This is a genomic window from Nitrospina sp. P1_D6 (assembly GCF_052156615.1).
Taxonomy (GTDB): domain Bacteria; phylum Nitrospinota; class Nitrospinia; order Nitrospinales; family Nitrospinaceae; genus Nitrospina.
Genome location: NZ_JBQKUN010000008.1, coordinates 25,356 through 48,286, shown reverse-complemented (window position 1 = coordinate 48,286; position 22,931 = coordinate 25,356). Strand labels below are relative to the sequence as shown.

Below are 22,931 nucleotides of genomic sequence, written 5' to 3'. Positions count from 1 at the left end.
CAACCGGGGTCAATCCGATATTTTCAGGAGCGTTTTTTAAGAAGGCAAATTACAATCAGTTTTCAACCTGAACCTGATCGAGAATTTTGAGGATGCCTTCCATGTCGTAGGTGTGGATGTACGATTTCAGGTGGGTGGCCAGTTCGCGGCTGTCGCCTTCCAGGTCTTCGAGGTATTTTTTAAGCTGAGTGATGTTGTAGAACTCCGCCGCGTCCCGCAGATTTTTCAACAGTTCTTCCGGAACCACAAAATGCGAATAGTCGTCCGGTATTTTCTGCTCGACTTCGGGTTTTATTTCCTCGTGGTATTCAAAGGTGACATCCAGAAGCTTTTTCAGGGAATTGAACACCTCCTGCGTGCGGAACGGTTTCAGGATGATGTCGTGGCATCCAAGCTGGAGGAACCGCTCTATCTCATGTTCCAGCGCTGAAGCGGTGATGACCACAATTTTGAAGCGGTCATTGCCGAATTCCCGGATGATTTCCTGAATGGCGCGGGTGCCGTCCATTTTTGGCATGCGAATGTCCATGAAAATGATGTCAGGAAGGTGTTCCCGGGTTCTTTCCAGGGCTTCTAGGCCATCTTCCGCCTCGATGGTCGTCACGCCGATGCTTTTCAGGAACCGGCACAGGACTTCCCGGTTTTCCTCCACGTCATCGGCAACGAGTGCGGTGATGTGCTGGCCTTCCTCCAACCGGGAAACAAACTGAAACATATCCTGGGCGGGTTTCACCTCCTGGGTCGGGGTGGGCAGCTTGACTGTAAATGCGAATCGGGTCCCTTTGCCAACTTCAGACTCCACCTTCAAGTCGGAACCCAGCAAAATCACCTGTTTGCGTGCGATGGCCAAACCCAGCCCCGTCCCTCCCGACTTGATCCCCTGATCTCCCTGCCGGAAAGGGTCGAAAATCGACTGCAGGTCTTCCGGGCGAATGCCCTGTCCGGTGTCAGCCACTTCAAATTTATAAAAATGGTTGTTCTCCGGTATGACGGAAATGCGGATGCTCCCCTGGTGGGTGAACTTGATGGCGTTGCTGATGAGATTGATGAGGACCTGCTTGAGTTTCGCCTCATCACCAAATACCACGGTCTTTTCCTGTGGAAGAGGAGTGACTTTCAGTTCCAGTCCTTTTTGTTCGCTACGCAATTTGAACATGGAGATCAGGTGGTCGAGAAGCATATCCAGGCTGAAAGGAGCGGGTTGCAATTCCATTCGGCCTGCTTCGATTTTGGAGATGTCGAGGATGTCGCTGATGAGAGCCAGCAGATTGCTTCCGCTCGAGATGATGGTTTCCACCGCTTTCCGTTGTTCTGGGTCGAGCCTTTGATCGCGTTGCAGGATCTGCGAGTAACCCAGGATGGCGTTCAGCGGCGTGCGGATTTCATGACTCATGTTGGCGATGAAGGTGCTTTTCGCCATGTTCGCCGCCTCCGCGGCCGCTTTGGCCTGTTGCAGCTGGATTTCGAACTGTTTGCGTTCGGTGATGTTGGTGCACAAGGCACAAAGACCGTAAATTTCGTTGTTTGAATCCCGCAGGGGAAACTTGACCGAAAGGTAGGTTTCGGTGGAGCTGTTTTGAATCACCAGCTCCTCGGTTTCCACGGATTGACCGGTCTGAAAAATGTCTTCCTCCTTGAGGAAAAACTGGTCCAGGAGATCCCGATCAAAAATTTCTTCCGAGGTTTTTCCGCGCACTTCGTCATTGGAAAGCCCGAACAGATTCACAAACTGATGGTTGACCAGTAGAAAGCGGCGTTGCAGGTCTTTCATGTAAACCAGGGGCGTCGCATAATCGAGAACGTTCTGCAGGCGTTGTTCGCTTTCGCGGAGGGCGTTCTCCGACTTTTCGCGTATCTCTATTTCATGTTGCAGGTCGCGGGTGCGTTCTTCAACTTTCGCCTCAAGCTCTTCGTGCGCCTGCAGCAGGGCCTGGTCGCGCTCCTGGATCTGACCCAGCATGACGTTGAACTGGTTGACGAGAAAACCCAATTCGTCTTCCCGGTCCCTTTCAACCCGAATTGAAAAATTCTGTTCCTTGGAAACGCGGTTCACGATTTCTGCGAGATGAAGAATTGGTGCGGAAACCGTGCTTTGCACCCGGGCGGAAATGAGAAAAGAAACCAGCAGGGAGAGTGCGAATACGATTCCCGATACAACGGCGTAATGCTGAAGGCGCTCCGTAAGCAGGTTGGTGTCCGACTGGAGGTACAACGTGCCAATTTGTTCTCCATTCGCCATTACGGGGCGGAACAAATCGATTATGTCGTCCCTGTGGAATTCCGCCGAGCTTTCAGGGGGCGGGCGGGGGAATGTTTCAGGCCCCTTTCCCTGCCGATGGTAATGGGAAAACAGGTTGCCCTGTTTGTCGTATAAAGCCGCGGAGACAATACGGGAATCCGTTTTGAGGGCCTGCAACAGTTCAAACCCGGTCTGGGAATCATGAAACCGCAGGGAGGCGGTGCTGTGGGCCCCCAGGATCTGCGCCAGGCTTGCGAGCTCCCGGGTTTGCGTGTTGCGAAAGGTCAGTACGTCGTGGATGCTGAGGCCAATGACCGCAAGCAACAGGGCCACGGTACTGGTCAGCATTATGATGGCGATCAGTTTATGCCGGAGGGAAATGTGTTTCCAGAATTTCATAACCGCTCTTGAAATGAAAATTTGCGATAAATTCCTCCCTTATTATTTTAAAGTGAAAATCCGAAAAGCGAAGTCTTTATCCACTTCCTGGAAAAAGAAAGCCCCACCCGGGGAGGTGGGGCTTTCAGTCCTGTTGGAGAGTCTCCAGAAGAAACGACCGGTTGGGTCATTTCAAACCGGAGGCTCCCATTGTACAGTGACTAGACAATGGATCACCTCCTTTCATCCAGGGGGTGGATCATCACGCTCAGGGCTCCCTGGCTCCCATTTGCGCAACCCTCCCCAATCCCGATTGAATCATAAAATTGCAATCGGGAAAACAGAATCTGGCAAGGGTTTTGCGCGGGCGCTTCAGTACCCGCGCAGATGCTGGCGGATCTGCTTCGCCGCCATTTTGTATAACTGACGTTCCGAGCCTCCGAGCATGCCACCGCTGACTTGTGTGTGCACTTCCCACGCGCCCAGCATGCCCTGCTCTCCCATGAGCGCGAACTTGACCACCATGTGTGCCTCCGCCGAATCGCTCAGCCCGAAGCTGAAAAACCGGCCCCAGCGGTTTCCCGCTGAATACCGGTCGATCTTGAACTTCAGCTCCCACCGGGCGTCTTCGGGTTCGAGAGCGACGATGTACAGGGAGTTGCGAAACTCCTCCTCCAGTGCCAGTTTCAGCTTGAGGCCGGGCTCGGCGAACGCATTCCGGTTTTCCGTCAGGTGGTTCAGGAACACGGTGTTGCGATGCTCGCTCCAACGCTTGTGTGTGGTGGACTCGGCATGCGTGCACGCGTTCAAAAGTAAAGTCGTGATCAACGCAATCAATGTAAAAAATCGGGTCATCGGGCTGGATACTCCAGAATACGATCGGGTTTTCATGTTAGCGGTTTGAACAGGTACAGTTCAAGTAGGGTCCCTTAAAGTCAGGTCACGACAGCCATTCCACCACCTTTTCCTCGAAGCCGCTGAACCAGATTTGCAGTTCGATCGGGATCATGCTGTTGAAGTAAGTCAGGTAGCCCGCGGCCAGAGCGTAACCCAGGCCGATCAACAGCAGGCCGCTGAACAGGTTGGTCGAGTGCAGAAGAAACGTGCGGCTGCCCAGTTGTATGTTCCAGCCCTTGCCGCGCAACATGCGCCAGAACCAGCTGTCCTTGCTCAGGTGACTGCAGAACGCCGACAGGATGACCAGCGGCATGCCCAGCCCCACCGCGAAAAAGAACAACAGTGTCATGCCCTGAAGAATGGTTTTTTCCGAAGCGGCAAGGATCAGGATGCCGGACAGGATCGGCCCCACGCAGGGGGTCCAGCCCATGGCGAAGGTTGCGCCGAACAGAAAATACCCGATGAAGGTCGAAGCCGGTGCGTTCTGAAACGTCGCCCCGGAAAATCCCTTGCCGAAGAGGGTCATCACCCCGAAGATCAAAACCAGGACTCCGCCCCAGGTGGTCAGCGAAAACAGGTAGTCACGAAGCAGGCTTCCGAGAAAACTGGCCGATGCCCCCATCAGGATAAACAACGACGCCAGCCCGCAGAAAAACGCAAACGAGTTGAGCGTCATGCGTGCCCGCGTGGTCTGCGCGGTGACGGCAAAGTACGCGGGCAGGATCGGCAGGGTGCACGGAGACAGAAAACTGAACAATCCCGCCAGAAAGGAAAGAATGCTCAGCAGGAGGATGTTGGCTTTCGGCAGGGTGGATTCGGGCTGGAAAGGATTCGACGCGCTGGCGGAAAACAGACTGCCGCTTTCAGAAGAGGCGTCACTGGACGAGCCGAAAGGCGAATCTCCGCTGTTGCCGAAAGGATTGGACCCGGATGCGTTGTTGTCGGAGGGCGTGTTGGAAAACGCGGCCTGGGTGGTTTCCTTGTAATGCTTGGGCGCGTGGTTGCTGGCACAGCGGAAACCGACATCCGGTCCCATCGAGTCCGGCGGGGTGTACTGCCGGTAACCCGCACGCGCAAACTCTTTCAACACGATGTCATAAAAACCGCCGGGAAAGTGCCCGGTGTTGGCCGCGGAGTGGCCGCGCAAAACCTTCTGCCCCTGACCGAACCCGGTCAATTGTTTGTCATTGCCTTTGTATCCATTGTAATCGTCCGCCACCCATTCCCACACGTTGCCGACCAGGTCGTGCACGCCTTCGGGAGTGGCGCCTTCCGGATGCGAGCCGACTTTGTTCAGTTTCAACTTCGTGCGCGAGTTTTTGGGCAGGTTCGCCCTGGTTGCGTCGAACTCATTGCCCCACGGGTATTCGCGCCCATCGGTACCGCGTGCGGCGCGTTCCCATTCCTTTTCCGTGGGCAGTCGCTTCCCCGCCCAGTCGCAGAAATTGGAGGCGTCGTACCACGATACCCAGACCACCGGCAAATCGCCTTCTCCTGCGGGGTAAGTGCCGTTTTCCCAGTAATCCGGCGACACCGCGCCGAGGGCGTCCACGTATTGTTTGTAACGGCGGTTCGTCACTTCATGGCGATCGATGTAAAACCCTTTGAGGAAGGGTTTCTGCAGGGGTTGCTCGTCTTTGTACAGAGGTTTGGGGACGCCGACCGCCAGCAGATCACCGGTCTTGTCCACCTTGTCGGTGCCGAAGACGAACTGCCCGGCGGGGATGTGCACCATGTCGCCTTCCAGCGGGCGGTCCGGCTGACCATCCTCATGCGCGAAGGCGGGCGCGGCACTGAGGCACAGGAAGCAGATCAGATGTGTGATGAATGTGCGCACGGTCATGTCCGGTAGGAGAACGGCATCAGGGTCCGGAAGTGGAGCTTTTAAGCGGAGCGCCCTGTTGAACTTTCAAGAGGTCCATGAAGTAGGCGATGGTTTCCGGCTTGGACCAGTCTTCCGCACCGGCCAGCACTCCCAGAATCCGGCCTTCGGGATCGATCAGAAAAGAGGTCGGCAGGCTGTGCACGCCGTACTGTTTGCTGATTTCCTGCTTGGGGTCGAGCAGGACGGGAAACGTCAGGTTGTAGGCATTCATGAACGGTTCGACCACCCGTTTGCCAAAGGGGTCATTGGAGATGCCGAGCACGGTCAGGTTTTCCGCTTGAAACCGGCGGTGCAGGGCTTCCAGCGAAGGCATTTCCATTTTACACGGACCGCACCACGTGGCCCAGAAGTTAAGAAGCAGGTAGCGCCCACGGTAATCCTTGAGAGAGCGGTCGCCGCCGTCCAGGGATTTCAGGGTGAATGGAGGCGCAGGGGTGGTGTCCGATTCCGCCACTGCGGGGGAGGAAACCAAAAGCGCCGCTGTGAGCAGAACCGCAAGCCCGAAGAAAACGTGCCTGAAATGAAAACGACCCGGCTGGCACAGCGGCCGGGTCGAAATTACCTGACGCATACGCAATGAAACGGGATGACCGGGACAGGCCCGGTGTGTGTCCAATTACTCGACCGCCTCTATACAGCGTACCATGGGAATGGCTTTTTTCAAGGCGCGTTCGATGCCCATTTTCAGGGTCATCGTGGAACTGGAACAGGAACTGCATGAGCCCACCAGGCGCAGTTTCACGATTCCATCTTCGATGTCCACCAGCTCCACATTGCCACCGTCCTGCATGAGCTGCGGTCGCAAGGTGTCGAGGACGGACTCGACCTCATCTTTCATTTCATCAGCCAAGGTTCCGGTTCCTTGTTATTGCGGTTGGGGTCCAGAGACTGGACCCGAGGATCAGTCTTCGTCGCCGACGAGGGCTTTTTTCTTCTCGAGCAGCTCTTCCTCGGTTTCATCGTGTTCCGGATCCTTGGGAATGCAGTCCACCGGGCAGACCTCCACGCACTGAGGCTCTTCGTACCAGCCCACACACTCGGTGCAGCGCTCCCAGTCGATGATGTAGATTTCGTCGCCTTCAGCTATGGCTTCATTCGGGCATTCGGGTTCACAGACTCCGCAGTTGACACAATCCTCGGTGATCATCAAAGCCATGGTGTAACTCCTCCGCCAATTTCAGGCAGGCTAATTATGAATCGGGGTATCAAACCCGTTTTTCAAACGATTGGGAATCGGGGTCCCATTCAAAGAACGCCTGATCCCGTATTTCCCTATTATACACAGAAATCACCAGGTACCGGGCCTCGGGGTAGGTCGGCTGACCGTCGAACAAGGCCATTGCCTTATCTTCCTCCGAAAAGTATGCATCGTGTTCCGGATGGGAATGATAAAACAACTTGATCGCCAGTTTTTTCTGTTCCGCCTCGCGAAGGATCCCCATCAACTCCTTGGGGTCGATGTAGAAGGCGGTGCGTGCGTCCCGCACAAATGTTTCAGGATCCTTTTCGTGCAACTTGTTCTGAATGTTGGTGCACCGGAAAAGGATGTCTTCTCTATCCGAATCGGGCTTTCCAATGATGATCCCACAGCATTCGTATGGATACTCATCCAGAGCATGCTGGCGCGCTTCTTCCAGCTTGTCGGCTGCCAGTGAGATCATGATTTATTCCCTATTTTGGTTCCCGAAATCGGGGTTTGTCAATGAATTTCTGGGGCGTTTCCGGGGTCCGTAAATGGCCCTCGTGGTTGTCCTAAGGCCTGCAGACACAACCGTTTTAAACGTGCGAGCGGACCACGAGATCGTCTTCCACCTTGATCTGGCAGGCCAGCCGCAGGTTGGGATTTTTGGTGAGCGCTTTTTTGAGGTTGTTCTCTTCCACCTCGTTACGGGGCGCCACGTTTCCCGATGTGATCTCCACCCGGCAGGAGGAGCACAGGCCACGTCCACGGCAGTTGAGAATTTTAAAAATATGCTGGTAGATGCCGATTTTGTTGCCAATCGCGGCTTCCCGCAGATTGGTGCCCGGCTCCACTTTTATGGTGCGGTTTTGTTTTTCAAAATGAACAGTCAGCATGCTTCCACCTGTACGAAATCACCCAGATGTCCTTTTCCCAGATACCCGTGAAAAGCGCTGCCCACAGTGGTGCAGGCAACGGTCATGTGCACGTACTGGCGTTCGCCATTGTCGGCCTTCAGCACCCCGACCTGGGTGTACGGGGGGATCTTGCCGCCGCAGTTGGCGCATTCCACTGAGTGGGTCTTGCAGATCGATAGCAGACAGGACCGGCACACAACGGGGTTGAACACGTGCACATCCTGACCTTCGTATTCGATGGCGGTCGGCAGGCTTTCCACTTTTGCGCCGCACTGGATGCAGGAATGGGTGTCCGTGGTACCCGGGGTCTGGTCAGTCATCAACGATCTCACCGTTTTTCAGCAGGTTCGAGGCCATTGTATACCAAACGGGGTTCAGTTGATGCAAACTTTTCTCAACTCACGGAACTGGTCGATGACCTTACCCGCGCCTTTCACGATGCTGAGCAGGGGGTCTTCCGGCTGGTTGACCTTGAGGCTGGTGGTTTCTTCCAGCAGTTTGTCCAGACCGCGGATCAGGGCGCCGCCGCCGGTCAGGTACAGGCCGTTGGTGTAGATGTCACCGGAAAGCTCCGGCGGGGTTTTTTCCAATGCTCTCAGCACCGCGCCGGTGATGGCTCCCAGCGGTTCCTTCAACGCTTCACGGATTTCCTCGTCGTTGACCAGGATGGACGTCGGCACACCGGTCTTCACGTTCAGACCGCGTACCTGCGTGGTCAGCGGTTTGGGTTGGGGATACGCACTGCCGACGGCGATCTTCACGCGCTCGGCTTCGAAGATACCGACGTTGAGGTGATGCTGGAGGCGCATGTAGCGCTGGATGGCCTCGTCCATCTCGTCGCCGCCCAGACGGATGGACTCGCCGTAGGCGATGGCGGAGAGACACGTCACCGCCACATCGGAGGTGCCGCCGCCGATGTCGATCACCATGTTGCCCTCCGGCAGATGCACCGGAATGCCCACGCCGATGGCCGCGGCCATGGGTTCTTCCACCAGGTACACTTCGCGCACGCCGGAAAGAAGGGCGGCGTCGATGACGGCTTTTTTCTCCACCTGCGTGATGCAGGTCGGGATGCCCACCACCATACGTGGTTTCACCAGCCGGTAATTGGTCAGCACTTTTTTGATGAAGTACGAAATCATCTTGTTGGTGACCTCGAAGTCGGCGATGACGCCGTCCTTCATCGGGCGGATGGCCTGCAATTTCGCGTGGGTCCGGCCATACATGCGCTTGGCCTCCAGCCCCACCGCCTCCACCTGCTGAACCCCCGCGCCGTTGCTGCTGACGGCGACAATGGACGGCTCGTTGAGCAGGATGCCCTGGTTCCGCACGTACACCAGCGTGTTGGCCGTGCCCAGGTCCATGGCGACGTCCGAAGTGAACAGGTTGACGAGATGACTCCATAAACTAGGCATGCACGTTGTCTCCGGTGGGGGCGATGCGGGTGAGGGAAGACACCAGCAACGCGGTCAGGTGATCGCCGTCCTCGGGATAAGCGGATATTCCGAATTCCAGATCCGGACGGTACAGGGTGTCGCCGCTGGAAAAGACGGGCTCTCCCAGCGCCTGCAGGATTTCCGGCTCCAGCGCCAGGGCCTGTTCGCCATCCACGTTGACCAGCAGCGCGGCCAGGGTCGTCTCCCCCGCCTTGAAGAGCAGCTTGGGCTGGGGCAGGACCGGGGCCAGGCGCGTGGCGGCTTCGTTCAAAATGGTCTCGCTGGCTTCGAATCCCTGCTTGCGGGCGAGGCCGTCGAGGTTGGTGAAATGAATGCTCAGCATGCTGATCGTGCGGTCGGGACTGAAGATTTCGTCTTCCACGCTGACCGACTGAACGGCGGCGAAATGCGGCGTGTGCAGATACCGCCGGGCTGGTGGGTCTTCTCTTTCCTGTGCGCCGAGCGCCGGGGATTGCAGGGCGAAGGTGGTCATCCACAACAGCCGCCCCAGGTCCACCGGTTGCAGGCCGCCCACACGCTGGGTGGCGCAGAGGACCACGCCGGCGGGGTCGCGCCTGAAGTTTATCGGCACGGCGAGAATGGATGAGAACGCACCGACGTTTTCGTTTTTGGCGAACAGCACGAAGGGACGGTTTCTGGTATCGCCGATCAAAACGGGGCTTCCGGACTTCGCCGCCTGTCCGCAGATGCCCGTGCCCAGTTCCAGCGGCAGGTCCTTGAGGCCCGCACCCCAGCCCCGCGAGGCGGCGAGGCGTCCGTCGCCGTTTTCGTCGAACCACACGACGGCGAGGGCGTCCATCTGCATGATGTTTTTCGGAATGTGCACGAAGCGCTCGCTCAACGCCCGCAGGTCCGGCGATTCCGCCAGGAAACGGCACCACTTGAGGAGCGCTGCGAAATCCGCGGGCTCGCCCGCAAACGAGACCGGTGCGGTCTCCTGCTCCAGGTGCCACAACAACTGGCTGGTGAGGGGTGTCATCATCTTCTGCACCTTGGTGGGCACGCGGTACTGCTCCTTGGAGTCGATGTACAGGATTCCCTTCAAGGCATCGTCATCCATCAACGGGATCACCCACAGGGATTTCAGGTCCTCTTTCCTGCGGTAGAGCTCCAGCTTCGGCGCGGCTTCCTGGGAGAAGTCTTTGACCAGCGGTTTCAGGTCGAACGCCGCCCGGCCCAGCAGGCCCTGTCCGATTTTGAACGACGCGTCTATTTTAATCTGGGGGCTCAACGACTGATGCACGCGGAGCGTCAGGGTTTCCGCGTCCGGTTGCAGGACAAACAGCGCCGCGGTGTAGGCATCGGCAAGGTTGCAGATGATGTCCATCAGGTTGTGCAGTGGATTGTCGGTGGCCATGACGCAGGTTTGTTCCCGTCGGCGCGGGCGGCGCGCCGTCACGAAGTGTGTTGGATACTCGACACCGTTCAAAAGCCCGGACCGCATTTTTCCGGAACCCGACGGCGTTAAAAAAAACAGGTTTTGGGAAGGCGGTCCGCAGTTTCAGGTGGCCCTGGATTGCAATAACCCATTTAAAATAAATATTTTAAAGCCCGTCTGGGAGGGTGTCAATCGTTTTACAGAAATGGCGGACCGGACCCGGTGGAATGTGCGTTTGGTTTGCCGTGCAATTACCTTGACAGAAACTCAAGGGGTGAATATACTCCTAGCCTCTTGCACGGATTTTTTGTTATGATTCCGGAACATAGCGTGGGCTGATAGCTCAGCTGGGAGAGCATCGGCCTTACAAGCCGAGGGTCACAGGTTCGAGCCCTGTTCAGCCCACCATTTTTTTTGCAATCCGGGACGGGGGCCGGAAAAGGGTGCCGAATCCACCTTCCGCCGCCATTTTTCCCGCCGTCGGATTCTTGTGACATGCAGTACCCGGGGACAAGGCCCGTCCCCCCACGACACCAGAGCGGGGTCGTAGTTCAGTTGGTTAGAACGCCGGCCTGTCACGCCGGAGGTCGCGAGTTCGAGTCTCGTCGGCCCCGCCATTTTTTCTGCAGGCCGTGAACACGGCCCAGCCGGACGCCCGATTTTCAGTTGACGAATCGGGCGATTTTTTTTGTCTGCGGTTCCCGTCCAGCGGAACCTTCCCGCATCAACGCATGCCGCCGCCCTGCGGTGCGCCCTCGCTGGGCTCCCCCAGGTTGTATTTCATTTTCAGATTTTCCAGCCTCTGCTGAATGACGCCCGACTGGGCCAGGCTTCGACCCCAATTCCGCCCGGCCTCGGACGACGCCTGCATCATCGTCGGCAACCGCTGCACCCATTTGCGGTAGGCGGGCGTGCGGAACGCCTCGATCAGTTCGCGGATTTCATCGTGTGTGAAGTTCTGGTCGTAGATCGGCAGGATTTCGTCCACCAGGCTTTCGAGATCGGCGTCGGTGATGATCGTGTTCATGAACTCGTCCCAGAACCCCTGCGGGAGGTTCTGGTCCTTGTACGCCGTTTTCAGGATATTGGAATAACTCTGGAGCATCAGCGGCCGGAACTGCTTGAGGCTCTCGATGGTGCCGGACACCTCCATCAGTGTCTGGATGTCGCGTTTCTTGGCGGGGTCCATTTCCGCCCAGGCGGGCAGGGCGAGCCCCCACCCGGCCAGCAATACCAGTCCCACCGTCATCGTTTTCTTGATCCTCTGCCAGGTGCCCATCGCCGCCCCTCCTTGAAATTGGAAAGAAAAAATGAAATCCTTACCAATATAACCCGACTACCGAAAAAGAAAAGGCATCGTTGAATCGGATTCGCGGCGCCCGGGTTTGCCTCCGGCGCGGCCGCGGGCCGGAATCAGGAGGTCTTCCATGGACACGGCCTACAACTACCCCCGCTTTTCCCACGAATATTACGATTTTTCAGAGTTTCCCGGACCCAGACCCGGCGAGATCATTCCCGATATTTCGGTGACCGACCTCGAAGGCAAGCCGGTGCGGCTGTCGGATTTTCGCGGCCGGCCGGTGGTGCTGGAGACGGGTAGCGTCACCTGCCCCATCTACGTGCAGGAAATCCGCCCGATGAACCGGCTCGCGCGCGATTACCCGGACGTCAAGTTCCTCACCCTCTACGTGCGCGAGGCGCATCCCGGCGAGGAGTTGCACGAGCACAAGGACATCGAGGACAAGCGCCGCTGTGCGGGCATGGTGGCGGAAAAAGACGGCGAGAAACGGCAGATCCTGGTGGACGATCTCGACGGCAACGCGCACCGGAAGCTGGGCGGCTTTCCCAACATGGTGTACGTCATCAACGCCGAGGGTACGGTCATCTTTCGCGGCAACTGGAATCACCCGGACAAGGTGGAGGAGATTCTCCAGTCCGGCGACTTCACGAGTGTGCGTCACCGGGACCTGTACGGACCCGACTTCCCCACGCCGTACACCATGTACCGTGTGCTGGCGCGGGGAGGCAGGCTGGCCTTCTGGGACCTGGCGAAATCCATCCCGCGCCTGCTCAAGAACCACCAGGTGGTGGAACAGCAGGGCCGGCGTCAGGAGGAAACCCACCGGCCTCAACCCACCACGGAAGCCCGCGCCGGTTGAACGGGAAACCGCAATGCCGCGTCGCGGGTTTTGAGGGATCATGGGATTTTATGAAGAACACATCCTGCCGCGCGGCATCGACTGGGTGCTGTCGGCGGAACGCTTTCACGCGGTGCGTCAGCAAACGGTTGCAGGCGCGCAGGGTGTCGTGCTGGAAGTGGGCTTCGGCTCCGGACTCAACCTGCCGTTTTATTCTGACGCGGTGAGCAAGCTGTACGCGCTCGATCCCTCCCGCGTAGCGCGCAAACTCGCGGCCAAACGCATCCGCCGCGCGCCATTCCCCGTCGAGTTCGTCGCCTTAAAGGAAAACGGCGTCATCGACCTGCCGGATCAGTCGGTGGACGCCGTCGTCACCACCTTCACCCTGTGCACCATTGCGGACGCCGCCGCCGCGCTCAAGGAGTTTCAGCGCGTGCTCAAGCCCGGCGGGGTGTATCATTTTCTGGAGCATGGACGCGACCCCGATCCCAACATCGCCCGCTGGCAGGACCGGTGGAATCCCATCCAGAAATGTCTGGCGGGCGGCTGCCACGTCAACCGCCCCATCGCGCAGATCATCCAGGACGCCGGCTTCACCCTCCACGAGTCCACCAACTTCTACATGGACGGCCCCAAAATCTTTACTTATATGTATCAAGGAAAAGCGGGGATGGCGGGAAGTGGGTCGCTTTAATAGTTCTTCCAGCTTTGGTCGGAGTCGAGCTTTGATCGGATGGTTTCCTCGGAAATGACTTGTCCTTCTTCTAGGTAAACGATGTGATTCCCGTATCGGGTTCGAAGGATTCCTCCGTGGCAGTAAACAGTCAACCCTTCGCCGCTCTCCTCACAATCCTCAATCCACAAATCCTGTTTCTGAATTGTAGAAATGTTCTGCAGATAATGGCTTTGGTCTTCGGGTTTAAATTCAAATAACTTGCAATTTCGAAGCTCAAGCCAAATCCAGTCGTTTTCTTTAGAGAACAATTGTTTCAGCCATTTGATTTCTATTTTGAGAAGCAGATCGCCCGGCACACCCCCGTCGATGCTTGCGATGCTCCCGTCGTGAAACAAGTCCCAGACTCCGGATTTCATTTCTTTTCTCCAGCAAGAATAGCCTTGATTTCATCCAGCTCCCTAAGTTTAAACAATATGACATATACAAGAATTGCCGCATGGGCAGATACGGACCAGTAAATTGAGGCGGCCGGATTCATTTTTTTACAAATAAACATCATTAGGAGAATGGTGAACAACGTAAAAGACGCGTGCAAAAAATACAAATAACACTGTTTTAAAAGTTTGACTTTGGCGTTGCTATTCTCCAACGCTATTTTCCTGTAATAGGGAATAAAAAATGCATTGAGGTAAAAAACAAAAGCCAAAAACATACAGATGCAAATCAAAAGATAGATAATATGGGGAAACATTGTGCAATTTGATTCCTAGTGGAATGTTTTAGTCTAATTCCTTGCAACAGAGTAGCCTTTGCAAAAGCCATCCCAATACCCTCAATATTTATGGTAAAGGGCTTTGCGGGAATTGCAACTGGGACGGGCCGAAGGAGATGCCATCGGTACCTTATCCGGACCCACGCAACTGACCCGGGAGGGATGGCGGCAATCCAAAACCCTTTACAATCTCACCGGTTACAAATTCCCGCCTCGCTGTTTCTCCCCGGCGGGTCCGGGAAACCGGCCGCGCCGGCCCCGGCCGGGCGCGATCTGCCCACATTCAAACAAAACGCTAACCGGATTCAAACATGGCGGTCGTTTAATGGTACGATATGAAACGATTTTTGGAGGGTCGCATGACCGCAGAAAAGATACTGGTGGTGGAAGACGAGGAAGACATTCAGGAACTGATCCGTTACAACCTGTCGCGCGAGGCGTTCAAGGTCACCTGCGTGGACACGGGCGAGAAGGCGCTCAAGCAGGTGGCGGCGGAGGTGCCGGACCTGGTGGTGCTGGACCTCATGCTGCCGGGCATCGACGGCCTCAATGTCTGCCGCTCGATCAAAGCCGATGCCGCGTTGCGCGACATCCCCATCATCATGGTCACCGCCAAGGGTGAGGAGAGCGACGTGGTGACGGGGCTTGAAATGGGCGCGGACGATTACGTCACCAAACCCTTCAGTCCGAAAATTTTTATCAGCCGCGTGCGCGCCGTCCTGCGGCGCCGGGGCGAGGCCGCGAAGCCCGCCGACCCGAACGGCGTCCTCACGGTGAAAGACCTCAGCATCCACCCCGGCCGTCACGAAGCCAAGGTGAAGGGCCAGAAACTGGACCTCACGTTCACCGAGTTCCGCATCCTGGAAATCCTGGCGTCGCGCCCGGGCTGGGTGTTCACGCGCGGGCAGCTGGTCGATGCCATCCGCGGTGAGGACCACGCCGTCACCGACCGCTCGGTGGATTTCCAGATCGTCGGCCTGCGCAAGAAGCTGGGGGACTGCGCCGACTACATCGAAACGGTGCGTGGGGTGGGATACCGTTTTCAAGACGACGCATGATCAACAAAACCCTCCATCACCAGATTTATCTCTCCTACCTCCTTCTTACGTTCATCGCGCTCGGCGCCATCGGCTGGTACTCCTTAAGCTCCCTCCATGATTTTTTGTACGAACGAACCTTTCAGGACCTGGAAGCGCGCGCCAACCTGGTCCGCACGCAGACGCGGGACCTGTTCCGGTCCGGGAACCACGACCGCCTGCGTCAACTGGCGGATGAACTGAGCCGCGCAGGCGGCATGCGGGTGACCGTCATCACCGTGAAGGGCGACGTGATCGCCGACTCGCACCGCGATCCGTCGCAGATGGACAACCACGGTTCGCGGCCGGAAGTGGTGAAGGCGCTGAAGGGCGGGCACGGTTCGTCGCAACGCTACAGCCATACGGTCAAGGAAGAACTGATGTACGTCGCCGTGCCGTATCGCCATAACGGACAGGTGACCGGCGTGGTGCGCACGGCCCTGCCGCTCACGCTCATTCATGAAACGCTGGAAGGCATCACCTACAAGATCGCGCTGGCGGGACTCGTCATCGCGCTCATCGCCACGCCCATCAGCCTGTTCGTGTCGCGGCGCATCAGCCGTCCTTTGCTCGCGATGAAGGAACACGCCGAACGGTTCGCCAGCGGCGACCTGCGTTCGCGCATTCATGTGGAAGGACCGCAGGACATCGACAACCTGGCCGACGCCCTCAACACCATGGCGGCGCAGCTGGACGACCGCATCCGCACCATCACCGCCCAGCACAACGAGCAGGAGGCGATTCTCGCCAGCATGGTGGAGGGAGTCATTGCCGTGGACAGCGACGAGGCCATCATCAGCATCAACCAGTCGGCGGCGGAGTTCCTGGAGGTGCGGGTGGAAGATGCGCAGGGGAGGAGTGTGCCGGAGGTGTTCCGCCATTCACAGATTCAGCAGTTCATTCGAAAAGCGCTCAAAAGCAGGGAGCCGGTGGAAAGCGACCTGGTGCTCGACCGGCCGGACAACGAATGGTATTTGCAGGCGGTGGGCACGGTGCTCAAGGATGCGGGCGACACCACCATCGGCGCGGTCATCGTGCTCAACGACGTCACCCGCCTGCGCCGACTGGAAAACATGCGGCGCGATTTCGTTGCCAATGTGTCGCACGAGTTGCGCACGCCCATCACATCCATCAAGGGTTTCGTGGAAACGCTGCTCAGCGGCGCGTTGAACGAACCGGACAATGCCGATCGGTTTTTACAGATCGTCGCCAGGCAGGCCGATCGCCTGAATGCCATTATCGACGACCTGCTCAGCCTGTCGCGCATCGAGCAGGATTCGGAAAGGGAAGGCATCGTCATCAAGGAAACGGGACTGCGGCAGCTTCTGGAGACCGCAATCCAGCAGTGCAATGCGCGGGCCCTGGAGAAAAACATCGTCATCGAGCTCGACTGCGATCCGGAACTCAAGGTGGCGCTCAACCCACCTCTCATGGAACAGGCGGTGGTGAACCTGGTGGACAACGCTATCAAGTACAGCGGGGAAGACACCACGGTCCGCGTGGCCGCAGCAGCCTCGCACCAGCAGGTGGTGGTGTCGGTGAAGGACCAGGGACGCGGCATCGAGAGCGAACACCTGCCGCGGCTGTTCGAACGGTTTTACCGCGTGGACAAGGCCCGAAGCAGGCAGATGGGTGGGACCGGGCTGGGGCTGGCGATCGTCAAGCACATTGCACAGGCGCACGGAGGAAAGGTGAGCGTGAAGAGCAAGGTGGGCGAGGGCAGTGTGTTCCACATCCACCTGCCGGTGGGCGATGCCGGACGCGCGGTGGAGAAAACCTAGTCTGCGTTGCGAACCGCGCGCACGCCGCCGTTCTGGCAAAACGACAACCGGCGCACGTTGACCAGGCCGCGTGGGAAGTACATGGAGCGGGCGCAACAATCGGTCAGTTTCGTCTCTTCCTTTTCGCTGGACCAGTACCAGTACGCCGCGCCCGGTGCGAACTTTTTGTCCAGGCGGAGCGGGTTTGTCGGATCCTTGTCCCACGCCAGCACGTTTTCCTTGGTGTCGTCGTAAATGGTGGCCAACTCCTGGATGGTGGGCATGCGCCAGTCGGTGTGGCCGCCCGTCTTGAGGCTTTGCACGTATTTGAAGGCATCCTGCCAGTTGACGCAGTGGCCGAGATCGGCGTAGCTGTCCTTTTGCGTCCACATCAACCCGTTGGCGTCCGTGAGGGTCCCGTCACCGTTGTCGGAGAAATGGGTTTGGGGTGGCGGGGGAGGGGGAGGCACGTATGGGGGCGCTTCGAAGGGTTTGTCCTGAATGTAATGACTGGGATCGGCGGCGTCGGCTGATGCCAGGCCCAGGGTTCCGGCAAACAGCACGGCAAAAAAAGGCCACGACCGGTTTTTAAAGAAATCCCTCCGCTTCAGCCCTGTTGATTTTACAGGTTTCATGCAACCCCCTCTTCAATTGGTCCCCCCGGATTGTATATCATACGGAAGAAATGCAAATGGAATTTCTATTACCCAACCCATCTTTACGGGATGAAGGTACGTCATGGCCAAATATAAAGTCTGCAAAACCAGCGACCTGGCCGAGGGCCAGGGCAACAAATACGAAGTGAACGGACAGGACATCGCCGTTTACCACGTGGACGGCCAATTCTGGGCGACCGCGGATTTCTGTCCGCATCGGGGCGGGTCCCTGGGATACGGCAGGCTGGACGGCAAAACCGTCATCTGCCCCAGCCACGGGTGGCAGTTCGATATCACCACCGGCGAATGCCTGAACAACGTGAGCGGGGAAGTGAACACGTTCGAAGTGTCGGTGGAAGGCGACGACGTTTTCGTGGAGTTGCCGTGAGGCGTTATCCGTCCACGCGCCTCAACGTGTGGATGGGCTTGTTGCGGAGCACATCGACACTGCTCAGGATGCCCGTGATGGTGGTCAGCACGAACGCCGCGAGGAACGACCAGCCCAGTGGCCCCATTCGGAAGTGCCAGTCGGATTTGACGATGTATTCCATCACCGCCCACGACGTGCCGATGGACAGGAGCACGCCGACCGCCGCCGCGACCACGCCCAGCGTACCGTATTCGTAACCGAGGATCGCCGCCACCATGCGCCGCCGTGCGCCCAGCGTTTTCAGGATGGCGGCTTCTTTCAGGCGGCGGAACTTGGTGGACGCCACCGCGCCCGACAGGATGAACAGGCCGGAGGCGATGGCAAACGCGGACATGAAGTCCACCAGCGTCAGCAGTTTGTTGACCACGTTTTCGATGCTCTCCACGATGTCGCGCGTGCCCAGTGCGGTGACGTTCGGCAGGGCATCGACCACCGCCTGTTGCAGCTGCAGTTCCTTTTCACGCGGAATGTACACCGTGCTGACAAAGGTCACCGGCGCGCCTTCGAGTGCCCCCGGCGAAAACACCATGTAGAAGTTGGTGCGCATGTTGCGCCAGTCCACCCTTCGGATGTTGTGCACCGTGGCGGAAACATGAATGCCCTGGATGTCCATCACCAGTTCCGAGCCGATGTGCGCGTCCAGCCGCCGGGCCGCGTCTTCCTCCAGCGACACCAGCGCCTGCTTCCCCTGCTCCGGCGTCCACCACTCTCCCTTGATCACCTCGTTGCCGTCGGGCGGCGCATCCAGCCGGTACGTCAGCACGAACTCGCGGTTGATGAACCATTCCTCCGCGTGGCGGTTGGTGTAATCCCACTGGTCGGCGCGGTGTCCATCGATGCTGAACAGGCGCGAGCGCACCAGCGGGGTCGTTTCCTGCTTTGCCTCCGCACCGAAGGAGTCGATGATCCGTTTGTACTCAACCACCTGGTTTTTCTGGATGTCGATGAAAAAATAATTCGGCGGTTTGTTCTCGGTGTTCTTGTTGAGCATGGCGATCATGTCCATCTGGATGAGATGGATGGACAGCACCAGCATGATGCCCATGCCGAGCGCGGTGATGATCGACACGGCCTGGTTGTTCGGGCGGTACAGGTTGGCCAGGCCATAGCGCCGCGTCATGAGCGGCGACGGCGGCAGTTTGCGGATTGTTTTCAGAAACAGCGTCGCCACGCCGGCGAGCAGGAGCGTCGAGACCGCGAGAATGGAAAGAAACACCAGGCCGCGCTTGATGGATTCCGCCTGCCAGAACACGATGGCCACCAGCCCGAGCGAAAACAGAAGGCCCATCGCCCAGCGCTGGCGGCGCGATCCGCGCGCGAGTTCTTCTTCTTCCGCGATGTGGCGGAACAATCTTAAAGGACGCGTCCGCACCGCGCGGATGAGCGGCCATACGGTGAACAGCATGGTTGTCAGCAAACCCAGCAGAAGCGACTGCACTGCGGGCTCCCAGTGAAAGCCGGGGCTCACCTGCAGGTTCAGCAGATCGGACATTTTCCCCGGCAGGCTGTACTGAAGGGCGTAGCCGATACCCACGCCGGCCAGGCTTCCCGTCAGGCCCAGCAGGAGCGCCTGTATGAGGTACACGTAAAGCACCGTGCGTGAGGTCGCGCCGAGGCAGTTGAGGATGGCGATGGTGTCCATCTTCTGCGCCATGAAGGTGCGGATGATCATGGCTACGCCGATACCCCCCATGAGGAGCGCGATGACGCCGACGGAGCCGAGGTACTTGCTCATGCGGTCGATGGCCCCGGTGAGCGACGATTCCATATCCTTATAGGTGCGTATGGAGGCGGCCTTGTCCTGAAGTCCGCGCTCCAGCAGGGCGACCCCCTTCTCCAGTGGAAAGCCTTCCGGCAGGTGAACGAGGGTCTTGTTCTTCACGCGGCTTCCCGGCGCGATGAGTTTCGCCTGCTCGAGCGTTGCGTTTGACACCATCACGCGGGGGCCGATGCTGAATGCGCGGGAGATGCGGTCGGGTTCGCCTTCGATCACCGCCGCCACGCGCGCTTCCACCTCGCCCAGTTGGAACCGGTCTCCCACTTTCAATTGCGATTTCACCAGGAAATTCGGCTCCACCAGCGCACCGTGGTCGGCGAGCAACTCCGAGAGCGGTCCCGAAGGATTGGTGACGAGCGTGCCGTAGAAAGGATAAAACGGCGGCGTGGCCGGAACTGATTTCAACTCGACCAGCAGGTTGGCCTGGTGGCCCGCACGTTTGGGATCGGGGAACCGCGTCATGGCGTGCAGTTCCTTAATAAATAGAAATTCGGTGCCCGGCGGCAAAGTGTCCTTTTGATAGGCGCGGTCTTCGGGGCTTTGCGGCCAACTGCTTTTGATCTCGATGTCAGCGGCGAGCAGGGCTTTCGATTCGCGCTGAATGGCCTGCTCGAGGATGTTGGAAAAACTCTTGATTGTCATGATGGCGCCGACGCCGATGGCGAGGCAGATGACGAAGAAAACGAAACGCTTCCCCGCGCCGCGGCTTTCCGCCAGGGCCAGCCGCAACAACTGGGAAAACGACAACTGTGCCGATTTCATGACTGCTTCCAGTTGGAATTGAGCACGTCATCCTCGATGTTGCCGTCGCCCATGGTGAGCGTGCGCTGGGTGCGCGCCGCGATGTGCGCCTCGTGTGTGACGAGGATGATGGTCGCCTGCTTGACGCGGTGAAGCTCCGTGATCAGGTCCATGATCTTGTCGCTGTTTTTGGAGTCGAGGTTGCCCGTCGGTTCGTCGGCGAGCACGATGTCCGGTTCGTTGACGAAAGCGCGGGCCAGCGACAGGCGCTGTTGCTCGCCGCCGGACAACTGCGACGGGTAATGGTGCAGGCGTTCGCCCAGACCGACCACGCCCAGAATGTCTTCCGATTTCTTGTGCGCGCCGGATCCGCCGTTGAGCTCGGCGGAAAGCAGGACGTTCTCCACAGCGGTTAGGGTGGGGATGAGGTGGAAATTCTGAAAGACGAAACCGAAGCGCTCGCCGCGCAGAACGGCCAGTTCATCTTCGTTGAGATTCGTGATATCCTTCCCGTCCACGATGATGGACCCGCTGGTCGGGCTGTCGAGCCCCGCAATGAGGCTGAGGAGGGTCGTCTTGCCGCTTCCGGAAGGCCCGGTGATGGCGACGAATTGCCCGTCCGGCACCGTCAGGTCGATGCCCTTCAGGATGTCCACCCGGTGTCCGCCGCCATAGAGGGATTTCGTGAGTTTTTGGATTTCGATCATCAGGTTCCGCGGGTCTGCTTGGAATTGGCGTATGATTCATTGTTGCAAAGTCGGGCGCGCATTTACAAAAATTTTTTGCGCTGTCCTCTGGTTTTTCACCCTCACAGGAGCTGGCTCCGTGTCAGATAAACCCGTTATCCTTGCATTTGGGGACAGCCTCACGTTCGGCTACCAGGTGCCGCCGGAAAAGAGCTATCCCTCACGTCTGCAAAGGGTTCTGAAGGCCAAGGGCTACCCGCACACGGTGATCAACGCCGGGGTCAGCGGCGACACCACCGCGGGCGGCGCGTCGCGCATCGACTGGCTCCTGCGTCACGATCCGGAAATCGTGATCGTCGAACTGGGCGCGAACGACGGCCTGCGCGGCCTGCCCGTCGACCAGATGCGCAAAAACCTTTCCTATATTATAGAGGTGTGCCAAAAGCATGGTGCCAGGGTGCTGCTTGCGGGGATGAAGATCACCCCCAACCTGGGACGCGAATACACCGACGCGTTCGAGCAGGTGTTTCACGACGTGGCGGAAAAATACGACGTGCCGTTGATTCCGTTTTTCCTGGAAGGCGTGGCGGGCGTGCAGGAACTCACCCAGGCCGACGGCCTGCATCCCCTGGAAAAAGGCTACGCCAAAATCACCATCACCGTGTGGAAGCATCTTGAGCCCCTGCTGGATGACGACGAAGATGATGAGGACGATGACGAGGATGATGACGACGGTTGAATCGTCAGCCGACCTTTACCAGGTACTTCATCAACGCATCCAGCGTTTTACTCGATTTTAAAATTTCGACGGCTTGGGTGTATGCGTCGGCGACGTCGCGGCTGTGGCCGGACAGGTGCGACAGGGTTGCGGCGTGGTGCGCGATCATCGGGGCGGCGGGGCCGGTTCCATCCTTCAGCGCCTGCTCGCCGAGTTTTGCGATTTCCGGTTTGGTTGCGGGCACGTCTTTCAATACGGTGAAGGCGTCTTTGATCGACTGCACCGTATCCGCGTCGTAGAGCGATTCGTAATCCAGCTTCATCTCGGCGAGGGAATCCGCGCCCATCTGCATGAATACCTTCGCCTGCTTGTGCACGCCGTAAAGCGTGCTCCCCTCCATGCCGTTGCCGATGAGCACGCGGTCGAATCCGGAAATCTTCGCCACCTCGATCATCGCCGTCTCGTATCCCGGATGGAAGTAATTCGACGCGAGGAACGTGTGCTGTGCTTTCAAGGGCATCAGCATTTTTTCCAGCGTCGCCAGCGTGGTGCGCTTCACCACCTCTTCGCGCAGGTGTCTCAGTCCTTCCAGTTTCGGATGGCATTGTTCCGTGCCGAGGTAGCCGAAACCGAACTCTTCGATGAGCGCGGCGCGTTTTTCCAGTGTGGTGTCCTGGCGTGCGCCGTAGTGGTGGATGAGCAAATCCTCATACGTGACGCCGTGCTTGGGTGCGGTGGGAAGCGCCGACAGGCCGAACGCAGGCAGGCCCATCTGCGCCAGCACCGGCGGAACGTAAAACCCGAACTGCGGCGCGCGGACGAATCCGTCGAACGCATCGGCGATTTGAAGCAACCGGTCCAGCTTCACTTCCCGTTTTGAAGTCGTCTTGTCGAGCGCGCGGTAAAATCCGCGGGTTTCGGGCAGGGACTCGATCTTCATGCGCGAGGCGATGAGGAACACCGCCGCGCGCGCTTCCGACACCCCGTGGTCGAGTACCAGGCTCAACCCGTCCTCCGCTTCCTCCTCGCTGAGGTCTTTCGACATGCGCGGCCCAGTGGCGATTTTCTCCAGGTAGGCGCGCATGCGCTCGTCCGCGTCGGCCGAGCGGGGTGACTGGCGGTTTTTCGTCCAATCCTGATTCTGGTTCATTGGCGCATTTTGCAGTATGA

23 protein-coding genes and 2 tRNA genes are annotated in these 22,931 nt (G+C 58.2%); 8 read left to right on the top strand and 17 right to left on the bottom strand.

The features are described from left to right. Nucleotides 1-55: 55 nt before the first annotated feature. The 11 genes from ACTRXA_RS12820 to ACTRXA_RS12770 all read right to left on the bottom strand — a co-directional run bounded on the left by ACTRXA_RS12820 (nt 56) and on the right by ACTRXA_RS12770 (nt 10,397). On the bottom strand, nt 56-2,638 hold the full coding sequence (locus tag ACTRXA_RS12820) for an ATP-binding protein (RefSeq protein ID WP_442427568.1): 2,583 nt from the start codon (nt 2,636-2,638) through the stop codon (nt 56-58). A 351-nt stretch (nt 2,639-2,989) separates the two neighbouring features. Then, nucleotides 2,990-3,472 carry a hypothetical protein gene (locus ACTRXA_RS12815; RefSeq protein WP_442427567.1) on the bottom strand — a complete coding sequence of 161 codons (483 nt, stop codon included), beginning with the start codon at nt 3,470-3,472 and terminating at the stop codon, nt 2,990-2,992. An 85-nt stretch (nt 3,473-3,557) separates the two neighbouring features. Beyond that, nucleotides 3,558-5,357, bottom strand: a complete 1,800-nt coding sequence (locus ACTRXA_RS12810) for an SUMF1/EgtB/PvdO family nonheme iron enzyme (RefSeq protein ID WP_442427566.1) — start codon at nt 5,355-5,357, stop codon at nt 3,558-3,560. A 19-nt stretch (nt 5,358-5,376) separates the two neighbouring features. Further along, nucleotides 5,377-5,970 carry a peroxiredoxin family protein gene (locus ACTRXA_RS12805; protein ID WP_442427565.1) on the bottom strand — a complete coding sequence of 198 codons (594 nt, stop codon included), beginning with the start codon at nt 5,968-5,970 and terminating at the stop codon, nt 5,377-5,379. A 45-nt stretch (nt 5,971-6,015) separates the two neighbouring features. Next, nucleotides 6,016-6,237, bottom strand: coding sequence for a NifU family protein (locus ACTRXA_RS12800; protein ID WP_005008039.1), 222 nt, complete (start codon nt 6,235-6,237; stop codon nt 6,016-6,018). 63 nt (nt 6,238-6,300) lie between these two features. Next, on the bottom strand, nt 6,301-6,555 hold the full coding sequence (locus ACTRXA_RS12795) for a YfhL family 4Fe-4S dicluster ferredoxin (protein WP_442427564.1): 255 nt from the start codon (nt 6,553-6,555) through the stop codon (nt 6,301-6,303). A 49-nt stretch (nt 6,556-6,604) separates the two neighbouring features. Next, nucleotides 6,605-7,060 carry a Mov34/MPN/PAD-1 family protein gene (locus ACTRXA_RS12790; protein ID WP_442427563.1) on the bottom strand — a complete coding sequence of 152 codons (456 nt, stop codon included), beginning with the start codon at nt 7,058-7,060 and terminating at the stop codon, nt 6,605-6,607. A gap of 115 nt (nt 7,061-7,175) precedes the next feature. Beyond that, nucleotides 7,176-7,475, bottom strand: coding sequence for a 2Fe-2S iron-sulfur cluster-binding protein (locus tag ACTRXA_RS12785; RefSeq protein WP_442427562.1), 300 nt, complete (start codon nt 7,473-7,475; stop codon nt 7,176-7,178). Next, nucleotides 7,469-7,816, bottom strand: a complete 348-nt coding sequence (locus ACTRXA_RS12780) for a hypothetical protein (protein ID WP_442427561.1) — start codon at nt 7,814-7,816, stop codon at nt 7,469-7,471. The genes ACTRXA_RS12785 and ACTRXA_RS12780 overlap by 7 nt, the downstream gene beginning before the upstream one ends. Before the next feature lie 54 nt (nt 7,817-7,870). Beyond that, nucleotides 7,871-8,911 (bottom strand): rod shape-determining protein, encoded by a 1,041-nt coding sequence (locus ACTRXA_RS12775; RefSeq protein ID WP_442427560.1) that lies wholly within the window; start codon nt 8,909-8,911, stop codon nt 7,871-7,873. Continuing rightward, nucleotides 8,904-10,397, bottom strand: coding sequence for a GAF domain-containing protein (locus tag ACTRXA_RS12770; RefSeq protein WP_442427559.1), 1,494 nt, complete (start codon nt 10,395-10,397; stop codon nt 8,904-8,906). Before ACTRXA_RS12770 ends, ACTRXA_RS12775 begins: the two co-directional genes overlap by 8 nt. A gap of 266 nt (nt 10,398-10,663) precedes the next feature. Between ACTRXA_RS12770 and ACTRXA_RS12765 the strand changes: the two genes are divergently transcribed. Further along, a tRNA-Val gene (locus tag ACTRXA_RS12765) sits at nt 10,664-10,739 on the top strand. A gap of 132 nt (nt 10,740-10,871) precedes the next feature. Beyond that, nucleotides 10,872-10,948, top strand: a tRNA-Asp gene (locus tag ACTRXA_RS12760). A gap of 107 nt (nt 10,949-11,055) precedes the next feature. Here the strand turns inward: ACTRXA_RS12760 and ACTRXA_RS12755 are convergent. Further along, nucleotides 11,056-11,610, bottom strand: coding sequence for a DUF2059 domain-containing protein (locus tag ACTRXA_RS12755; protein ID WP_442427558.1), 555 nt, complete (start codon nt 11,608-11,610; stop codon nt 11,056-11,058). Nucleotides 11,611-11,758: 148 nt separating this feature from the next. Here ACTRXA_RS12755 and ACTRXA_RS12750 point away from each other — a divergent pair, with 148 nt between their 5' ends. Then, nucleotides 11,759-12,490 carry a TlpA family protein disulfide reductase gene (locus tag ACTRXA_RS12750; RefSeq protein ID WP_442427557.1) on the top strand — a complete coding sequence of 244 codons (732 nt, stop codon included), beginning with the start codon at nt 11,759-11,761 and terminating at the stop codon, nt 12,488-12,490. A gap of 40 nt (nt 12,491-12,530) precedes the next feature. Beyond that, nucleotides 12,531-13,163 (top strand): class I SAM-dependent methyltransferase, encoded by a 633-nt coding sequence (locus tag ACTRXA_RS12745; protein ID WP_442427556.1) that lies wholly within the window; start codon nt 12,531-12,533, stop codon nt 13,161-13,163. Here the strand turns inward: ACTRXA_RS12745 and ACTRXA_RS12740 are convergent. Next, on the bottom strand, nt 13,160-13,561 hold the full coding sequence (locus ACTRXA_RS12740) for a hypothetical protein (RefSeq protein WP_442427555.1): 402 nt from the start codon (nt 13,559-13,561) through the stop codon (nt 13,160-13,162). The two genes, ACTRXA_RS12745 and ACTRXA_RS12740, sit on opposite strands and share 4 nt — an antisense overlap. 715 nt (nt 13,562-14,276) lie before the next feature. On the opposite strand from ACTRXA_RS12740, the gene ACTRXA_RS12735 reads away from it, so the two are divergent. Then, the gene (locus ACTRXA_RS12735; protein ID WP_442427554.1) at nt 14,277-14,975 is read left to right on the top strand and encodes a response regulator; all 699 of its coding nucleotides are present in this window, start codon (nt 14,277-14,279) and stop codon (nt 14,973-14,975) included. Next, complete coding sequence (gene pnpS / locus ACTRXA_RS12730; protein WP_442427553.1) at nt 14,972-16,774, top strand: two-component system histidine kinase PnpS; 1,803 nt, start codon at nt 14,972-14,974, stop codon at nt 16,772-16,774. The genes ACTRXA_RS12735 and pnpS overlap by 4 nt, the downstream gene beginning before the upstream one ends. Here pnpS and ACTRXA_RS12725 read toward each other — a convergent pair. Beyond that, a complete protein-coding gene (locus ACTRXA_RS12725; RefSeq protein ID WP_442427552.1) occupies nt 16,771-17,388 on the bottom strand; it encodes a DUF1566 domain-containing protein in 618 nt (205 codons plus the stop codon). The two genes, pnpS and ACTRXA_RS12725, sit on opposite strands and share 4 nt — an antisense overlap. Nucleotides 17,389-17,491: 103 nt before the next feature. Between ACTRXA_RS12725 and ACTRXA_RS12720 the strand changes: the two genes are divergently transcribed. Then, nucleotides 17,492-17,797, top strand: a complete 306-nt coding sequence (locus ACTRXA_RS12720) for a Rieske (2Fe-2S) protein (RefSeq protein WP_442427551.1) — start codon at nt 17,492-17,494, stop codon at nt 17,795-17,797. A 4-nt stretch (nt 17,798-17,801) separates the two neighbouring features. On the opposite strand, the gene ACTRXA_RS12715 is transcribed toward ACTRXA_RS12720, so the two are convergent. Together ACTRXA_RS12715 and ACTRXA_RS12710 are read right to left on the bottom strand one after the other, a co-directional pair. After that, entirely contained in the window at nt 17,802-20,378 is a 2,577-nt protein-coding gene (locus tag ACTRXA_RS12715; RefSeq protein WP_442427550.1) for an ABC transporter permease, read from the bottom strand. After that, nucleotides 20,375-21,064 carry an ABC transporter ATP-binding protein gene (locus tag ACTRXA_RS12710; RefSeq protein WP_442427549.1) on the bottom strand — a complete coding sequence of 230 codons (690 nt, stop codon included), beginning with the start codon at nt 21,062-21,064 and terminating at the stop codon, nt 20,375-20,377. The genes ACTRXA_RS12715 and ACTRXA_RS12710 overlap by 4 nt, the downstream gene beginning before the upstream one ends. Before the next feature lie 118 nt (nt 21,065-21,182). On the opposite strand from ACTRXA_RS12710, the gene ACTRXA_RS12705 reads away from it, so the two are divergent. Beyond that, on the top strand, nt 21,183-21,782 hold the full coding sequence (locus ACTRXA_RS12705) for an arylesterase (protein WP_442427548.1): 600 nt from the start codon (nt 21,183-21,185) through the stop codon (nt 21,780-21,782). Nucleotides 21,783-21,786: 4 nt separating this feature from the next. On the opposite strand, the gene ACTRXA_RS12700 is transcribed toward ACTRXA_RS12705, so the two are convergent. After that, on the bottom strand, nt 21,787-22,911 hold the full coding sequence (locus ACTRXA_RS12700; RefSeq protein ID WP_442427547.1) for a hypothetical protein: 1,125 nt from the start codon (nt 22,909-22,911) through the stop codon (nt 21,787-21,789). Between the last annotated feature and the right edge of the window lie 20 nt (nt 22,912-22,931).

Bases quoted from the DNA above. Each gene is read 5' to 3' on its own strand.
- ACTRXA_RS12820 (WP_442427568.1), bottom strand. From the start codon at position 2,638: ATGAAATTCTGGAAACACATTTCCCTCCGGCATAAACTGATCGCCATC.
- ACTRXA_RS12815 (WP_442427567.1), bottom strand. From the start codon at position 3,472: ATGACCCGATTTTTTACATTGATTGCGTTGATCACGACTTTACTTTTG.
- ACTRXA_RS12810 (WP_442427566.1), bottom strand. From the start codon at position 5,357: ATGACCGTGCGCACATTCATCACACATCTGATCTGCTTCCTGTGCCTC.
- ACTRXA_RS12805 (WP_442427565.1), bottom strand. From the start codon at position 5,970: ATGCGTCAGGTAATTTCGACCCGGCCGCTGTGCCAGCCGGGTCGTTTT.
- ACTRXA_RS12800 (WP_005008039.1), bottom strand. From the start codon at position 6,237: ATGAAAGATGAGGTCGAGTCCGTCCTCGACACCTTGCGACCGCAGCTC.
- ACTRXA_RS12795 (WP_442427564.1), bottom strand. From the start codon at position 6,555: ATGGCTTTGATGATCACCGAGGATTGTGTCAACTGCGGAGTCTGTGAA.
- ACTRXA_RS12790 (WP_442427563.1), bottom strand. From the start codon at position 7,060: ATGATCTCACTGGCAGCCGACAAGCTGGAAGAAGCGCGCCAGCATGCT.
- ACTRXA_RS12785 (WP_442427562.1), bottom strand. From the start codon at position 7,475: ATGCTGACTGTTCATTTTGAAAAACAAAACCGCACCATAAAAGTGGAG.
- ACTRXA_RS12780 (WP_442427561.1), bottom strand. From the start codon at position 7,816: ATGACTGACCAGACCCCGGGTACCACGGACACCCATTCCTGCATCCAG.
- ACTRXA_RS12775 (WP_442427560.1), bottom strand. From the start codon at position 8,911: ATGCCTAGTTTATGGAGTCATCTCGTCAACCTGTTCACTTCGGACGTC.
- ACTRXA_RS12770 (WP_442427559.1), bottom strand. From the start codon at position 10,397: ATGCGGTCCGGGCTTTTGAACGGTGTCGAGTATCCAACACACTTCGTG.
- ACTRXA_RS12755 (WP_442427558.1), bottom strand. From the start codon at position 11,610: ATGGGCACCTGGCAGAGGATCAAGAAAACGATGACGGTGGGACTGGTA.
- ACTRXA_RS12750 (WP_442427557.1), top strand. From the start codon at position 11,759: ATGGACACGGCCTACAACTACCCCCGCTTTTCCCACGAATATTACGAT.
- ACTRXA_RS12745 (WP_442427556.1), top strand. From the start codon at position 12,531: ATGGGATTTTATGAAGAACACATCCTGCCGCGCGGCATCGACTGGGTG.
- ACTRXA_RS12740 (WP_442427555.1), bottom strand. From the start codon at position 13,561: ATGAAATCCGGAGTCTGGGACTTGTTTCACGACGGGAGCATCGCAAGC.
- ACTRXA_RS12735 (WP_442427554.1), top strand. From the start codon at position 14,277: ATGACCGCAGAAAAGATACTGGTGGTGGAAGACGAGGAAGACATTCAG.
- pnpS (WP_442427553.1), top strand. From the start codon at position 14,972: ATGATCAACAAAACCCTCCATCACCAGATTTATCTCTCCTACCTCCTT.
- ACTRXA_RS12725 (WP_442427552.1), bottom strand. From the start codon at position 17,388: ATGAAACCTGTAAAATCAACAGGGCTGAAGCGGAGGGATTTCTTTAAA.
- ACTRXA_RS12720 (WP_442427551.1), top strand. From the start codon at position 17,492: ATGGCCAAATATAAAGTCTGCAAAACCAGCGACCTGGCCGAGGGCCAG.
- ACTRXA_RS12715 (WP_442427550.1), bottom strand. From the start codon at position 20,378: ATGAAATCGGCACAGTTGTCGTTTTCCCAGTTGTTGCGGCTGGCCCTG.
- ACTRXA_RS12710 (WP_442427549.1), bottom strand. From the start codon at position 21,064: ATGATCGAAATCCAAAAACTCACGAAATCCCTCTATGGCGGCGGACAC.
- ACTRXA_RS12700 (WP_442427547.1), bottom strand. From the start codon at position 22,911: ATGAACCAGAATCAGGATTGGACGAAAAACCGCCAGTCACCCCGCTCG.